This is a genomic window from Bacillus cereus group sp. BfR-BA-01309 (assembly GCF_022664315.1).
In the GTDB taxonomy this organism is placed as follows: Bacteria; Bacillota; Bacilli; order Bacillales; family Bacillaceae_G; genus Bacillus_A; species Bacillus_A mobilis.
Genome location: NZ_JAKUHE010000009.1, coordinates 36,744 through 52,558, shown reverse-complemented (window position 1 = coordinate 52,558; position 15,815 = coordinate 36,744). Strand labels below are relative to the sequence as shown.

Below are 15,815 nucleotides of genomic sequence, written 5' to 3'. Positions count from 1 at the left end.
GAATCTAAAAAATTAGTATTTAAGTTATGAAAGAAAACGGATATAATGAAGTGGGATTTTTGACAGGTGAGAGGGGAGACGGAATTTGAAACAAGAAAGATCAATCGCACTACCATTAGCCATTTCCATTATAGCCATTTCATTCGCAGCAGTTTTTGTAAAGATGTCCTCAGCACCATCTTCCATATTAAGTATGTACCGATTATGGATTATCGTACTTATTATGCTGCCTATCGTTTGGAAAAAGCGGGAAGAATTTAGTAAGATTCAACTAAAAGATTGGGGATTTTTAATTGGATCTGGTTTCTTTTTAGCACTTCATTTTCTATTATGGTTTGAATCTTTAAAGCATACGACAGTTGCTAGTTCGACGATTATTTTAGCGCTTCAACCAATCGTATCTTTAGTTGGAGGTTTTTTCTTATTTAAAGAAAGAACAACATACTCAGCTATTGCAACAATGGGAATTGCGATATTAGGCGTAATGTGTATTGGTTGGGGAGATTTAGGGCTAAGTGAACAAGCAATTTATGGAGATATATTATCCTTTTTAAGTGTAATAGCGGTTGTCGGTTATTTATTTATCGGGCAAACGACAGTAAAGAAAGTATCACACTGGATTTACAGCTTTACAGTTTTTGCATTCGCAGGTATTTTTATGGGGATTTATAATATAGTGTTGCAAGTGCCTTTTACAGGTTATACGAAGTGGGATTGGACCGTTTTTCTTTTACTTGCGGTTGTCCCGACAGTGTCACACGTCATTAATAATTGGTTATTAAACTACGTAAATGCAACAACAATTTCAATGAGTATTTTAGGAGAACCCGTTGGAGCATCTATACTAGCGTTCTTCTTACTCGGTGAAAGACTAAATGTAATGCAAATTATCGGTAGCATGCTCGTATTGTTTGGTGTATCTGTTTTCTTACTACAGCAACAAAAACGAACAGCAAAAAATGTAGTAAACGAGCCGGCGTATACACAGGAATTATAATGTTAGAGGAGAAAAGAGAAGTTGTGATACTTCTCTTTTTGTTTTATAGAAATACAGAGGAAGAAGGGGGAGGGAAATGGAAGAAATATTAAAGCAGTATATGCAGAAACTTACAACACTAAGTGAAGAAGAGCAGCACATGATCCTCAGTGAATTACAAATTGAAAAATATAAAAAAAGAACAGTGCTCCTAAGGCAAGGAGATGTCCCTTCGAAATGTTATTTTGTATTAAAGGGATGCATTAGGCAACATTGTATAGATGAAACAGGGAAAGAGGTTACATCAAATTTTTATACAGAAGAACAAGCAATCGTAAATTTTAATCATCATAAACAAGATAAATCATCCCCGCATACGTTAACGTGTTTAGAAGATTGTCTAGTTGTAGTTGGCGACCTGCATAGTGAAAAGGACATGTATAAGAAATATTCACAATTAGAAGAAATGACACGGCAAATGATTGAATATAACTTCGGTGAGGTACAAGAAGAACTTTCCTTATTTATTGCATCGACACCAGAAGAGCGCTACAAATCATTATTACAAAAACGATCTCATTTAATCAATCGTGTTCCTCAATATCAATTGGCAAGTTATCTAGGTATTACGCCAGAATCATTAAGCAGAATTAAGAAAAGACTCAAACAGTAGCGTTTTTTCCACCTCGAATCAATAGCCATATACTAAATCCGAGTTCACCTGCAATCATTGGCAATTGGAACAGTGTTTGTATGATTGAAATCACCGTATCATATTGTGAAAACATCGTATTCATGACGTGAATGACGATATAACCGATAGACGCGAAGAATAGTAGTATACTAATCCATTTCGGTATATGTTTAGATAGAAAAGCTACATAACCTAAAACGAAAAGATGTAAGCCGAAAATGATTAACCCTACAGACCAAATGTATTCGAAGACACTGAGAGACAACATCACATATGTTTCTGGATTCGCAATCGTACTTTTTGAAAGTAGCAATGCCAATATTAGATTGAATATGGCGATTCCAAGTATCGCTGTATACATAAGACGAAGCAAGGCAGCTAGTAATGAGAGGCTAGTATGAATTGGTTTTAGAAAGAAATAAAGAGCCCACGCGGCGACAATATCAGTAATGAAAATGATAATCCAACCGAAGATTTCCGCTTTGAAAAGTGAATGTGAAGTTTGGATATTATGGAATGTTGCGCTTGCATCTTCTTGTACAACGAGATTTCCATGAACAAAGCCGTAAGAAAAAAATGCAATGAATGCCATAACAAGAAGAGAAAAGCCAGCAAATAAGGCATACGTTCGTTCAGTCATAATACGTCCTCCTATTCTAATGTTGTTTTCATTGTAAAAGGGAAGAGGAGGAGAAGCATTGACTTAAATCAAGAGAGGGGAAGTGTAATGGAATTTCCATCAAAAAAGATGTATGGTTATATCCGATTTTTTTCGTTGTCATTGGAGCGTGTTTTGCTCCTCTCTTTGCAGGGAGAGAGTATTTTCTTTTATTTTTTATGATTCCATTAGCCATATTATTTATTTGGAGTTGGTTTTCGACAAGATATATCGTCGGAGAAGAAACAATTACGATTAAATCTGGTTTCGTTAAAAAGCGCATATTTATACGAGATATAAAACAAATTTCAAATACGAAAAATCCAGTAGCAGCTCATGCCTTATCATTCGATCGACTTGAAATTATTTATGGATCACATCAAACAGAAATTATTTCTCCTAAAGATAAAGAGCAATTCATCAATCTCGTTACAAGTAAAAATTCACACATTGAAACAAAGTAAAAGAGTGGCTACGTAGCCACTCTTTTACTTTGGGTTTGTCATATAAGGTTGTACATGAATCATGCATAGGTCACGGAACTTTCCTTCAGCAGTTGTGACAATTACGACTGCTCTTCCGGCACTTTTTCCAGTAATTGTTACCGTATCACCTTTTGGATACATTGTGATAACATCAGCATTCATATTTGTCCAAATAAGTTCTGTATTCGTTGCTTGCACTGGCAAAACAGAAGCTGATAACTCAGTGCTTTGTCCAGTTCTTACTTTCAACTTATTTTTTTCCATATGAACACCAATGACTGAAATAACAGAAGGAGCAATTGTAATTTTGGGTGGATTAGTTTGTATGTTTAAACAAGACGCAGAAGTATTTGTGATAGGTGAAAATTTTCGTGTTTGTTGTTGCTGGAAAGCTGCTAACATGTTGGAGTCCCCTTTCTGTATAAGTGCTGATAGTACTACTATAAAGGAGTAGTGTTATGTTTAATTTAACGAAACATAAAGAAATTGTTAAATTCGAGCAGAAGATTGTCGAACTTTGATATAAAGAAAGCTCTGCTGTTATGATAGCAGAGCTGTTCCTTTATAGATTATGACTATGTTGTTTTTCGAAATCCTCAAATTGCTCTTCAACTTTTTTTGAAGATTGTGTTAGTAAACTAACAATTACGATTACTAGTAAACTAATAGTGAAACCAGGAATCATTTCATATAAGAATTTTTTTAAGAATTCGAATTGAGTCCAAATAATTACTGTAGCGGCACCAGAAATCATACCAGCAAGTGCGCCCCACTTCGTCATACGTTTCCAATATAAGCTTAATAAAATAGCGGGTCCGAATGAAGAACCAAATCCAGCCCAAGCGTATCCAACAAGAGCTAAAATCGTATCATTTTGTTTAAACGCTAAAGCGCACCCAACTAATGCAATAACAAGTACAGCCATACGACCGACAAATACAAGTTCTTTATCAGAAGCAGAACGTTTAAAGAATGTACGATATAAATCTTCTGTTATAGCACTAGAAGTAACAAGTAATTGAGATGAAATTGTACTCATAATCGCTGCTAAAATCGCTGCTAATAAAAATCCAGTAATAAGTGGATGGAATAAAATCTTTCCAAGCTCAAGGAAAATTGTTTCTGGGTTAGATAATGTTAACTCTTGTTGTGAGTAGTAAGCAATACCGATAAGACCAGTAAACATAGCCCCGACAACAGAGAAAATCATCCAGCTCATACCAATTCTTCGTGCGCTTTTAATCTCTTTTACAGAAGAAATTGCCATAAAGCGTACGATAATATGAGGTTGTCCAACATAACCAAGGCCCCATGCAAATAAAGAAATCATTCCTAAAGTAGAGGCTCCTTTAAAAATATCTAAACGTGTTGGATCTACAGATTGAATTGTATCAAATGCAGGTCCAAGTCCGTTCGAATTCATAATTGTTACGATAGGAACAAGAATAAGAGCAATTACCATAATGATTCCTTGTACGAAGTCTGTCCAACTTACTGCTAAGAAACCACCAAATAATGTGTAAGCGACAACAACGCCAGCTACGATGAATAATCCAACGTGGTAGTTCATACCAAATGAATTTTCAAATAATACAGCGCCTGAAACTAATCCTGAAGCTACATAAAAAGTAAAGAAAATCATAATAACAAGTCCGGATACTAAGCGTAGCATGTGAGATTTGTCTTGGAAGCGGTGTTCCAAAAATTCTGGGATAGTAATAGAGTTGTTTGCAATTTCAGAGTAGGTACGTAAGCGAGGAGCGACATAAAGCCAGTTTGCGTATGCGCCTAGTGTTAGGCCGATCGCAATCCAACTACTACTTAATCCAACGCTAAACATTGCACCGGGTAATCCCATTAAAAGCCAACCACTCATATCGGATGCTCCAGCACTTAATGCTGTTACTGCGGGGCCTAGTGTACGCCCGCCAAGCATATAATCTGTTAAGTTGGACGTTCGTTTATAGGCGAAATAGCCAATTACTAACATCCCGAGCATGTAAATAGAGATAGAAGTTAAAGTTAACATCTGCGTACTCATGAAGTTCCCCTTCCTTTTGTCATGTCTTTTGATGCGTTATGCATATTTATAATCTATCATGATTATTCTGAAAAATCCATACAGAAATACGAATTTTCAGAAATGTAAGCGTTTTTTGACATCATTTTACTTTTTTAATATATAATATTCATGCAAAAAACCTTATTTTTAATAGAGTATTTATTATATTTACATAAAAAGAGGTTGTTTTGTCAATATAATATTGAAAGGAGAGAAAAATAAAATTCTTTTAAAAGTATTGACTTATGAAAAAAGTTAGGTCTATAATGAGTGCAACTTAAAAAAATGCAAGCGTTGATGAAGAAGAGTACACATGATGAACATGTCAGAGAGCTGATGGTTGGTGCGAATCAGTATGGGATTGATGTGGAATGGGCTTCGGAGCTTCCAAACCGAAACGAAAGAAGTAGGCTTTGGCGACATGATCTCATCGATACAAGAGACACGTATTGTTTTTGATACGGTAAAGTGCGTTACATTTGTAACGAATTAAGGTGGCACCACGGGAGTACCCGTCCTTTCTATAGGATGAGTACTCCCTTTTTGTGTACAAAAAATTAAATAAATAAATGAAATCGTTGAAGTAAGAAGAGTACGTATATTGGAGACGTTACAGAGAGCCGGGGATAGGTGGGAGCCCGGTGCGGTGCCATATACGGAATGGGCTTACGAGAGGTATGCTGAACAATTATTTTCAGTAGGCAACCCGGGTTCCGCCGTTACAAGGATAAGGTATATATTTTGTACCTGAACAAAGCGGGATGCTTTTGTATCCAACATGAGGTGGTACCACGGTAAATTTATCGTCCTCTACATATTTTCGATATGTAGAGGACTTTTTTATTTTTCAGGGTGAGGTGAAGGACATGATGACGAAAGAAGAATTTATGAAACGAAAAAGAGAAGAAAAAACATTTTTAGTAATTACCGAAGAAGAAGGAGATAGCATTACGCCAATTTCTTTATATAGACGTATGAAGGGAAAGAAAAAATTTTTATTAGAAAGCTCCCAGCTTCATCAAGATAAAGGACGCTATTCTTACTTAGGTTGGAATCCATATAGCGAAGTGAAAAGTGTTGGTACGGAAGTAGAACGAACGATTTACGGCCAAACAGAAAAGCTGCAAGGTAACGTACTACAAGTGTTAGAAAAAGAAATCCGGTCAGCTCAAGTAGACAGTCCATTCCCGTTTTGCGGAGGAGCAGTTGGTTATATTGGCTATGACGTCATTCGGCAATATGAAAACATTGGCGCAGATTTACACGATCCATTAAATATTCCAGAAGTACACCTTTTACTGTACCGTGAGTTTATCGTGTATGATCACTTACGCCAAAAATTATCTTTTGTATATGTATGCAGGGAAGACGATTCCCCTTCTTATGAAGAAGTATATGAAAGACTGCAAGTATACAAAGAGGAAGTGCTACAGGGAGAAGAAGCGGAAGTAACTGAAATAAGATCAACATTATCATTCACTTCTTCTATAACAGAAAAAGAATTTTGCGCGATGGTAGAAACGGCGAAAGAATACATTAGAGCCGGGGACATATTCCAAGTTGTATTATCTCAGCGTTTGCAAAGTGAATGTATTGGTGATCCTTTCGCCTTATACCGAAAACTTCGAATTGCAAATCCGTCACCATATATGTTCTATATCGATTTTCAAGATTATGTTGTACTCGGTTCTTCGCCGGAAAGTTTGTTATCGGTAAGAGAGGATAAAGTAATGACTAACCCAATTGCGGGTACGAGGCCGAGAGGGAAAACGAAGCAGGAAGATGCGGAAATTGAAAAAGAACTGTTAGAAAATGAGAAAGAACGAGCGGAGCATATGATGCTTGTGGATCTTGGAAGAAATGATATAGGAAGAGTGAGTGAAATTGGCTCAGTTACGATAGATAAATATATGAAAGTAGAGAAATACTCCCACGTCATGCACATTGTATCTGAAGTTTACGGAACATTGCGAAAACAGATGAGTGGATTTGATGCATTAGCGTATTGTCTACCAGCAGGAACAGTGTCAGGCGCTCCGAAAATTAGAGCGATGGAAATTATAAATGGGCTAGAGAATGAAAAAAGAAATGTGTACGCGGGTGCAGTTGGATACGTTAGTTTTTCAGGGAATCTTGATATGGCGCTTGCGATTCGAACGATGGTCGTCAAGGATGAGAAAGCATACGTTCAGGCAGGAGCGGGAATTGTTTATGATTCAGACCCAGTAGCTGAATATGAAGAAACGTTAAATAAAGCGAGAGCACTATTGGAGGTAATGAAATGATTGTACTGATTGATAATTATGATTCATTCACATATAACTTGTATCAACTGTTAGGTGAATATGAAGAAGATATTGTTGTCGTAAGGAATGATCAAATAACGATAGAACAGTTAGAAGGGATGAATCCAACAGGAATTGTGCTTTCACCAGGACCAGGAAAACCAGAGGATGCTGGTATTTGTATCGAAGTGATTCGTCATTTTTATAAGAACGTTCCCATATTAGGTATTTGCCTTGGCCATCAGGCGATTATATCAGCATTTGGAGGAGAAATTGTTCGAGCGGAGCGTATTAAACACGGAAAAACATCCCGTGTGAAACATAACGGAACGTCAATTTTTTCATATGTGACACAGCCATTAACGGCGATGCGCTACCATTCACTTGTTGCAGCGCAAACGAGTTTGCCACAGTGTTTTGACATACTAGCGACAGCGATGGATGACGGAGAAATTATGGCAGTTCGTCACAATTATTATCCGCTATTCGGATTACAGTTTCATCCGGAATCAATCGCAACAGAAGAAGGCGGAAAGTTAATACGTGCCTTTTTAACAGAAGTAAAGGAGGAGGAAAGAGTATGAATAACTATCTTCGTAAATTAGTGGAGGGACAACATTTAACCGAAGAGGAAATGTATAGAGCAGGGCTTCTGTTATTAAATGAAAACATATTGGAAAGTGAAATTGCAGCTTTCTTAGTATTACTGAAAGCGAAAGGTGAAACGGCAGAAGAAATATACGGCCTCGTTCGGGCTCTTCGTGAAAAGGCATTACCGTTTTCGAACCATATACAAGGAGCGATGGACAATTGCGGGACAGGTGGTGACGGTGCTCAAACGTTTAATGTTAGTACAACATCGGCATTTGTACTGGCAGGAGCTGGCGTAAAGGTTGCAAAACACGGTAACCGAGCTGTTTCCAGTAAAACAGGAAGTGCAGATTTATTAGAAGAACTCGGTGTAAATATTAGCAGTACGCCAAACGAAATTGATTATTTATTAGAGCATGTCGGGATCGCATTTTTATTCGCACCAGTGATGCATCCAGCATTAAGGCGCATTATGAAAATAAGAAAAGAATTAAATGTGCCGACGATCTTTAACTTAATTGGTCCTTTAACGAATCCGGTGAATTTAGAAACACAATTTGTCGGCATTTATAAACGAGATATGTTACTACCAGTTGCGCAAGTATTACAGAAACTAGGTAGAAAACAAGCGCTTGTTGTAAATGGAAGTGGTTTTTTAGATGAAGCATCATTGCAAGGAGAAAATCATGTTGTCATTTTAAAAGATAATGAAATAGTAGAAACGAGTATTGAACCTGAGAAATATGGTTTTTCAATAGTGAAAAATGAAGAGATTAGAGGCGGAGATTCAAAAGAGAATGCAAAGATTACGCTCGGGGTGTTAAGCGGAGAAAAGGGTGTTTACCGCGATACTGTTTTATTCAATGCAGGTCTAGCCCTTTTCGCAAATGGAAGAGCAGAAACGATTGAAGAAGGAATTACACTAGCGGCACATAGTATTGACTCAGGAAAAGCATTAGTCAAACTAAACTTATTAATTGCAGCAAGTCATGAAAAATTAGAAAGGGTGAATTAAAGTGGGGACGATTTTAGACAAAATTGTAGACCAAAAGAAAAAGGAAGTTGCGGCATTATATGAAACATATACACCATTAAAAGAAAGTAGAAAGACACATTCACTTGTAGAAGCATTACAGCAGTTTACTGTCATTGCAGAAGTAAAGAGGGCATCACCATCAAAAGGAGATATCAATTTACACGTTGATGTACGAGAACAAGTAAAAACATATGAAGACTGCGGCGCAGGAGCAGTTTCTGTTTTAACAGACGGTCAATTTTTTAAAGGGTCGTTTCATGATTTACAAACGGCAAGAGCAGAAAGTAACATTCCGCTTTTATGCAAAGATTTCATAATCGATACGATTCAAATTGATAGAGCGTATGAAGCTGGCGCAGATATTATTTTACTAATCGTAGCGGCGTTAACGAAAGAAAAGTTAAAAGAGTTGTACAGCTACGTACTAGAAAAAGGATTAGAAGCAATTGTTGAAGTTCATGATGAACAGGAATTAGAAATTGCGATCCAATTAAATCCGCACGTTATCGGTATTAACAACCGTAATTTAAAAACATTCGAAGTCGATTTAAGCCAAACAGAAAAGCTTGGAAAACGATTAAACGAGGAGAAATTACTTTGGATTAGTGAAAGCGGGATTCATTCACAAGAAGATATTATTCGCGTCAAACGAGCTGGAGCGAAAGGTGTATTAGTTGGAGAAGCACTTATGACATCATCTTCTATTCGTACCTTTTTTGAAGATTGTAAGGTGAACATATGAAAGTGAAAATTTGCGGTATCACTGATGTTGAAACAGCAAAACGTGCTTGTGAATACGGAGCTGATGCACTCGGATTTGTTTTTGCAGAAAGTAAGCGGAAAATTACCCCGGGGCTAGCGAAAGAAATCATTCAGGAGATTCCGGCGGACATATTAAAAATCGGTGTTTTCGTAAATGAATCAGTAGAAGAGATCCAGAAAATTGCAGATGAATGCGGGTTAACGCATGTGCAACTACATGGGGATGAAGATAATCATCAAATTAGAAGATTGAATATTCCGTCTATAAAATCGCTCGGCGTAACTTCAGAAGACGATATGAAAAATGCTCAAGCATATGAAACGGATTATATATTGTTTGATAGCCCGAAAGAAAAGTTTCACGGAGGAAATGGAAAGAAATTTTCATGGGCACTACTTGAGCATATGCCAAAAGAGTTGCGAGAGAAAACGATATTAGCTGGTGGATTAAACGCTCTTAATATAGAAGAAGCGATTCGAACTATTCAGCCGTACATGGTTGATGTAAGTAGCGGAGTAGAGACAGAAGGAAAGAAAGATGTAAAGAAAATAAAACAATTTATTAAAAAAGCGAAGGAGTGTTCCAAATGAACTACGCATATCCAGATGAAAAAGGTCACTACGGTATATACGGGGGACGATACGTTCCAGAAACGTTAATGCAATCTGTATTAGAACTAGAAGAAGCATATAAAGAAGCGATGCAAGATGAAGCGTTTCAAAAGGAATTAAATCATTATTTAACAACGTACGTCGGAAGAGAAACACCGCTTTATTTCGCTGAAAATATGACGAAGTATTGCGGCGGTGCAAAGATTTATTTAAAACGTGAAGATTTGAATCATACAGGAGCTCATAAAATTAACAATACAATCGGTCAGGCACTTCTTGCAGTACGAATGGGCAAGAAAAAAGTTGTTGCTGAGACAGGGGCTGGACAACACGGTGTTGCAACCGCTACTGTATGTGCCCTGCTCGGATTAGAATGCGTCATCTTTATGGGAGAAGAAGATGTGAGACGTCAAAAATTAAATGTGTTCCGAATGGAATTACTCGGAGCGAAAGTAGAAAGTGTAGCAGCAGGTAGCGGTACATTAAAAGATGCGGTGAACGAGGCGCTTCGTTACTGGGTTTCACACGTGCATGATACGCACTACATTATGGGATCCGTTCTCGGACCGCATCCATTCCCGCAAATTGTTCGTGATTTCCAAAGTGTAATTGGGAAAGAAACGAAAAAACAATACGAAGCGTTAGAAGGAAAGTTACCGGAAGCAGTCGTTGCTTGTATTGGCGGTGGTAGTAATGCGATGGGAATGTTTTATCCGTTCGTACACGATGAAGAAGTCGCTCTTTACGGCGTTGAAGCAGCTGGAAAAGGTGTTCATACAGAAAAGCACGCAGCGACTTTAACGAAAGGAAGCGTTGGTGTTTTACATGGATCAATGATGTACCTTCTGCAAAATGAAGAAGGACAAATTCAAGAAGCTCATTCTATTTCAGCAGGACTCGATTACCCGGGTGTTGGGCCAGAACATAGCTTGTTAAAAGATATTGGCCGCGTTTCTTATCATTCCATTACAGACAAAGAAGCGTTAGAAGCGTTTCAATTGTTAACGAAAAAAGAAGGGATTATTCCGGCTTTAGAAAGCTCGCACGCTGTCGCATATGCATTAAAATTAGCGCCGCAAATGAAGAAAGAAGAAGGACTTGTCATTTGTTTATCTGGCCGCGGCGATAAAGATGTAGAGAGTATAAAACGTTATATGGAAGAGGTGTAAAAAATGGGAGTAGAAAAAATTACAGCAGCGTTTGAAAATGGTAAAAAAGCATTTATTCCGTACGTAATGGGCGGAGATGGTGGCCTTGAAAAATTAAAAGAAAGAATTCGTTTTTTAGATGAAGCAGGAGCAAGCATCGTTGAAATCGGTATTCCGTTTTCAGATCCAGTCGCAGACGGTCCAACGATTCAAAGAGCAGGGAAACGAGCGCTAGATAGCGGTGTAACAGTAAAAGGCATTTTTCAAGCATTAGTAGAGGTAAGAAAAGAAGTACAAATTCCATTCGTACTCATGACATATTTAAATCCAGTACTCGCATTCGGAAAAGAAAGATTCATCGAAAACTGTATAGAAGCAGGGGTAGACGGTATGATCGTTCCGGATTTACCGTATGAAGAACAAAATATTATTGCTCCGTTACTTCGAGAGGCAAACATTGCGCTAATTCCACTCGTTACAGTAACGAGCCCAATTGAGCGAATCGAAAAAATTACGAGTGAATCAGAAGGATTCGTCTACGCCGTTACAGTAGCGGGCGTAACAGGAGTACGTCAAAACTTTAAAGGTGAGATTCATAGTTACTTAGAAAAAGTAAAATCACATACACATTTACCGGTAGTGGCAGGGTTCGGTATTTCAACAAAGGAACATGTAGAAGAAATGATTACAATATGTGATGGAGTAGTTGTTGGAAGTAAAGTTATTGAGCTGTTAGAAAATGAAAAGCGAGAAGAAATATGTGAATTAATACAGGCAACAAAACAAAAAGAAGAGGCGTAAGTCTCTTCTTTTTGTTTTGCGTAATAAATGTTAAAATATACAGAAAATACATATAATTTCGAGGGTGAGAAAGCATGCTAAGACGAAAACTACTATATCTTCTTTTAACTGTACCACTATACGCTTGGCTCATTAGCGTGACGAAAATAGAGTTGATGGCTCTATTTTTAGGATATGTATTCATCTTTTCCAACTTAAGTCGCATTCAAGAGCAATCTATTTTAGAAATATGTATATTTTCGATTAGTATAGAACTATTTAGTATCGTTTCGATTGTATTATTAAATGAATTATTTCTCTGGATCCATTCATTTGAATTAATGAAATTTGGAAATGTTGTATTGCAAGTAATATGTGCTTATATTGTGTTTGTTGTGTTAGACAAAATAGTCGGACAGCAGAGCGTTTTTCAGGATAAAAGAAAATGGGAGTGAAAGGAGTCATTTGGCTCCTTTATTAAATCTGTTGTAAAAACAATTGAAAATTATGACATCTGTTATATAATAGTTAAAAATTGTATTTTTAATGAAAAGAGATGATAACATGGCCATATTGTTGGCACTTATCCCAATTATGATGATTTTCATTTGTTTATTTTTATTTAAACAAACGTCATTACGGTCCTCTTTAATTGCTTACGTTGTGTCTGTTGGAATCGTTTTACTCTCGCCAATGTTTCGATTAGGGATAAGTGAAACTGTGCACGCAACGATTAAAGGTTGGTTAATTTGTTTTATTGTCGGGTACGTTTTGTTTTTCGGTATTTTTTTATTTCACCTCATGAATAAAATGGGGTACATCGATCAAGTAGCGCGTTTTTTAGAAGAAGTGACGCACGATCGTTTATTACAAATGCTTCTTATGTGTTTTGGTATTTGTCCGCTAATTGAATCGGTAAGTGGATTCGGAATTGGCTTTATGGTTGCAGCACCTATCTTTCTATCATTAGGCTATAAACCGTTTCAAGCTGTACTACTTTCATTTATTGGTTTACTAGCTAGTTCATGGGGCGCAATGGCAACTGGTACGATTATCGGTTCGCAGCTTATAAATATGCCGCTTACAACACTTGGCACAAATACGGCACTACTAAGCATTCCGATGTTTGCTTATTTCGTCATTCTTTCTTTACACGTTGTTGGTGGCTGGCAGGCCGTTATGGAAAAGTGGAAAGAAGGATTCGGTTTCTTTCTATTATTCTCTCTCGGAATCTATCTTTCTAACGCATACGTAAGTGTTGAACTAGCAGGTATATTAAGTTCTATCGTTACAATTACATTTGGCTTTCTTATCATTAAATTAAAAGGAAAAAGTGAGCAAAATGTAATGACAGAACATGCTGCGGCAACGGAGAGAGAAGTATCTATTATAAAAATAATTAGCCCTTATATATTCTTAACTGTTTGTATTTTACTTTCTCGCCTCGTACCAGCATTACATGATGTATTCAGATCATATGCAGTCCTTGATTTAAAATCATACTCTTATAAATTAGAAATGCTATATTCACCAGGATTTTGGCTCGGTATGACTTGCTTATTTACTATTATTTTCTTCCGCATTCCATCTCATATTATTAAACAATCACTCTTGCAAACGATAAAGCAATGGATTCCATTTGCAATTACAACGACAATGTTTATCGCCATTTCAGAACTAATGGGTGCATCTGGCATGCATTCATTACTGGCAAAAACAGCTGGTGAAACATTCGGTACATTTTTCGTTTTCGTTGCTCCGTTTATCGGTGGAATCGGTGGCTTTTTAACAGGTAGTAACGCCGGATCAAATGCGATGTTTATAAAACTACAAATGCAAACGGCGCAGAACGTAGCACTCCCGTGGCAATACGTCGCAACACTGCAAAACACTGCATCATCAGTAGCGACAATTGCTTGCCCGTCACGTATTACATTAGGTGCTTATTTATGTAACATCCCTTATCGTGAAAATGAATTATTAAAGAAAACAACGTTAATGATTTTTGGTGCGATTTTGCTCGTAGTAGTAGAGGTTATTGTTTGGTATATGTTGAGAAATTAAAAATCCTCCTAACATAGGAGGATTTTTTTTATGATTGAATAATGTTTTAAATATGAAAAGCTTCTACTAAATGAATAGGAGATGAAATGTATGCCCCTAAAAAACTACGGTGTGTTAAAAGGTACAGTTATACAATCTAAGATTGGAAAAGGGAAAACGCCTCATTATCAAGTTCATTTACAAGGCGAAGCAGAAGTAGATTATCGTATTGCAATTAACGTGAAATCGCAAAGTTATCCGTCAGAAGTTTTATATTTTGCGAGTACCGATATTCGGTCAGAGGCGATTCACATTTTACCGACATTACCATTCGGTTTTACAGAAGTTAAAAATAATGAGCCGAAAGTAGCTTTAGACTACGTAAGAGGTAATGTATTTGATTCGAAGCAAATGATTCCTTTACCTGCTGAAAAAGCAGGAGTTGATAATGACTTAAATGAAAAAATAGAACATTATATAAAACGAGCGAAAGAAGAAAAAGCAATTATTTACGCGTTCGGTGAAAGATGGGGACCAGAAGAAAATACACCCGATTCTTATTTTCATTTCGAACCAGGAAACGGTATACACGATATTCATATGAATCAAGGGAATGTAGAGAAATGGAAAGGTGATAATGGTATATGGCAAGACGGAGGTATACTCATTCACTTTGAAAAGAAAGAAGAATGGATTGGTATTTTTCTTGCCTTTCAGTCGCAGTCATGGTGTACGGATGAAGAAGGACATGCTCGTGTGCCGGTTGAGCATTGTGATTATAAAAGGGATAATTGAGGAGAAGAGGGCGTTCAAAACGAACGCCCTCCTCTTATTTTATAAAACCCAAAACTAACAAGTGTAGAAAGGCAAGAGAACAGCAGTGCCACACTAGAAAACGCAATGAGGTACATATTATACTTCATCACTTTGCCAATGAGCTGATTACTGTCGTATTGAAATAGTCCTGCGATTATGTTGAATAAAAATAATACGATAAACATGACGATCACACCGTCTATTGATCCTTTAATATCTGGTTTACTTAAAGCGATATGTGCAGAAATACAAATAGCGATAAATAAAAATAGCCAAAAGGAAGGATTCAATAAATTATTTATTGTAAATAAGCTTTTCAATAATACAAACGTCGACAAGAGCATGTTTTGAACCATTTCTATATTAATAGAAGTAGAAGCAATTGTTTTTTCGAGAGTTGTATTAAATAAGAAATATGAATTTGGCACGAAATAGCGCATTAAAAGGATTAACGCAGTAATACCAGAAATAATAGGACCGATTCCAATGAAGAAGTTCCCAATTCGTTGATATACACTTTTTTGATTGTATTGATGTTGTACGTAGCCTAAAGCACCCTGACTTGTATCTGTTGGGAAAAACTGCGTTGCTACAATCTTATGACGAAATAGTACACACATAATGGCATGTCCAAGTTCGTGAATCGGGACACCAATCCACGCCGTTAAAAGGAATCCTTTTCTTCCGAAAGCTCTTGACCAATACATGCGTGTGAGAGATTCTAAATAGCCTAATAGAAATCCAATTACAATGATAACGCCAATTAAAGAAAATAATTGGATTACGCTTGTAAGGAGTATTTGAAAAATTGAGTTTACCAATTCCATTGTCTTTCATCCAATCTGTTAAAAATGTTATTTGTTCTGT

At 36.9% G+C, this 15,815-nt stretch carries 16 protein-coding genes, 1 pseudogene and 2 other annotated features; of the genes and pseudogenes, 13 read left to right on the top strand and 4 right to left on the bottom strand.

The window, feature by feature from the left end:
- Positions 1-85: 85 nt before the first annotated feature.
- Together MR115_RS17840 and MR115_RS17835 are read left to right on the top strand one after the other, a co-directional pair.
- Positions 86-997, top strand: a complete 912-nt coding sequence (locus tag MR115_RS17840) for a DMT family transporter (RefSeq protein ID WP_063260262.1) — start codon at positions 86-88, stop codon at positions 995-997.
- Positions 998-1,073: 76 nt separating this feature from the next.
- Positions 1,074-1,649 carry a Crp/Fnr family transcriptional regulator gene (locus MR115_RS17835; RefSeq protein ID WP_242242190.1) on the top strand — a complete coding sequence of 192 codons (576 nt, stop codon included), beginning with the start codon at positions 1,074-1,076 and terminating at the stop codon, positions 1,647-1,649.
- Here the strand turns inward: MR115_RS17835 and MR115_RS17830 are convergent.
- Positions 1,639-2,310 (bottom strand): DUF4386 domain-containing protein, encoded by a 672-nt coding sequence (locus MR115_RS17830; protein WP_242242189.1) that lies wholly within the window; start codon positions 2,308-2,310, stop codon positions 1,639-1,641. The two genes, MR115_RS17835 and MR115_RS17830, sit on opposite strands and share 11 nt — an antisense overlap.
- 87 nt (positions 2,311-2,397) lie before the next feature.
- On the opposite strand from MR115_RS17830, the pseudogene MR115_RS17825 reads away from it, so the two are divergent.
- A pseudogene (locus MR115_RS17825) lies at positions 2,398-2,792 on the top strand (PH domain-containing protein).
- 24 nt (positions 2,793-2,816) lie between these two features.
- Here MR115_RS17825 and MR115_RS17820 read toward each other — a convergent pair.
- Both MR115_RS17820 and putP read right to left on the bottom strand, forming a co-directional pair.
- Complete coding sequence (locus tag MR115_RS17820; protein WP_242242188.1) at positions 2,817-3,215, bottom strand: Ig-like domain-containing protein; 399 nt, start codon at positions 3,213-3,215, stop codon at positions 2,817-2,819.
- A gap of 160 nt (positions 3,216-3,375) precedes the next feature.
- The gene (putP, locus tag MR115_RS17815; protein WP_242242187.1) at positions 3,376-4,854 is read right to left on the bottom strand and encodes a sodium/proline symporter PutP; all 1,479 of its coding nucleotides are present in this window, start codon (positions 4,852-4,854) and stop codon (positions 3,376-3,378) included.
- Between the two features lie 306 nt (positions 4,855-5,160).
- Positions 5,161-5,398: a binding site (T-box leader), on the top strand.
- A gap of 46 nt (positions 5,399-5,444) precedes the next feature.
- Positions 5,445-5,689: a binding site (T-box leader), on the top strand.
- Positions 5,690-5,741: 52 nt separating this feature from the next.
- Here putP and trpE point away from each other — a divergent pair.
- The 10 genes from trpE to MR115_RS17765 all read left to right on the top strand — a co-directional run bounded on the left by trpE (position 5,742) and on the right by MR115_RS17765 (position 14,927).
- Complete coding sequence (trpE, locus tag MR115_RS17810) at positions 5,742-7,160, top strand: anthranilate synthase component I (RefSeq protein WP_242242186.1); 1,419 nt, start codon at positions 5,742-5,744, stop codon at positions 7,158-7,160.
- The gene (locus MR115_RS17805) at positions 7,157-7,744 is read left to right on the top strand and encodes an aminodeoxychorismate/anthranilate synthase component II (RefSeq protein WP_097816628.1); all 588 of its coding nucleotides are present in this window, start codon (positions 7,157-7,159) and stop codon (positions 7,742-7,744) included. The genes trpE and MR115_RS17805 overlap by 4 nt, the downstream gene beginning before the upstream one ends.
- Positions 7,741-8,766 (top strand): anthranilate phosphoribosyltransferase, encoded by a 1,026-nt coding sequence (gene trpD / locus MR115_RS17800; protein WP_242242185.1) that lies wholly within the window; start codon positions 7,741-7,743, stop codon positions 8,764-8,766. The genes MR115_RS17805 and trpD overlap by 4 nt, the downstream gene beginning before the upstream one ends.
- Position 8,767: 1 nt before the next feature.
- Positions 8,768-9,529 (top strand): indole-3-glycerol phosphate synthase TrpC, encoded by a 762-nt coding sequence (trpC, locus tag MR115_RS17795; protein WP_097816630.1) that lies wholly within the window; start codon positions 8,768-8,770, stop codon positions 9,527-9,529.
- Positions 9,526-10,140, top strand: coding sequence for a phosphoribosylanthranilate isomerase (locus tag MR115_RS17790; protein ID WP_242242184.1), 615 nt, complete (start codon positions 9,526-9,528; stop codon positions 10,138-10,140). Before trpC ends, MR115_RS17790 begins: the two co-directional genes overlap by 4 nt.
- Positions 10,137-11,330 carry a tryptophan synthase subunit beta gene (gene trpB / locus MR115_RS17785; RefSeq protein ID WP_242242183.1) on the top strand — a complete coding sequence of 398 codons (1,194 nt, stop codon included), beginning with the start codon at positions 10,137-10,139 and terminating at the stop codon, positions 11,328-11,330. The genes MR115_RS17790 and trpB overlap by 4 nt, the downstream gene beginning before the upstream one ends.
- Positions 11,331-11,333: 3 nt before the next feature.
- Positions 11,334-12,110, top strand: coding sequence for a tryptophan synthase subunit alpha (gene trpA, locus MR115_RS17780; protein ID WP_242242182.1), 777 nt, complete (start codon positions 11,334-11,336; stop codon positions 12,108-12,110).
- Between the two features lie 74 nt (positions 12,111-12,184).
- Positions 12,185-12,544 carry a DUF4029 domain-containing protein gene (locus tag MR115_RS17775; RefSeq protein WP_242242181.1) on the top strand — a complete coding sequence of 120 codons (360 nt, stop codon included), beginning with the start codon at positions 12,185-12,187 and terminating at the stop codon, positions 12,542-12,544.
- A gap of 109 nt (positions 12,545-12,653) precedes the next feature.
- Positions 12,654-14,153, top strand: coding sequence for an L-lactate permease (locus tag MR115_RS17770; protein WP_242242180.1), 1,500 nt, complete (start codon positions 12,654-12,656; stop codon positions 14,151-14,153).
- 90 nt (positions 14,154-14,243) lie between these two features.
- Positions 14,244-14,927, top strand: coding sequence for a DUF2278 family protein (locus MR115_RS17765; RefSeq protein ID WP_242242179.1), 684 nt, complete (start codon positions 14,244-14,246; stop codon positions 14,925-14,927).
- 14 nt (positions 14,928-14,941) lie between these two features.
- Here MR115_RS17765 and MR115_RS17760 read toward each other — a convergent pair whose 3' ends face one another.
- Positions 14,942-15,775, bottom strand: a complete 834-nt coding sequence (locus MR115_RS17760; protein ID WP_242242178.1) for a hypothetical protein — start codon at positions 15,773-15,775, stop codon at positions 14,942-14,944.
- Positions 15,776-15,815: the final 40 nt, after the last annotated feature.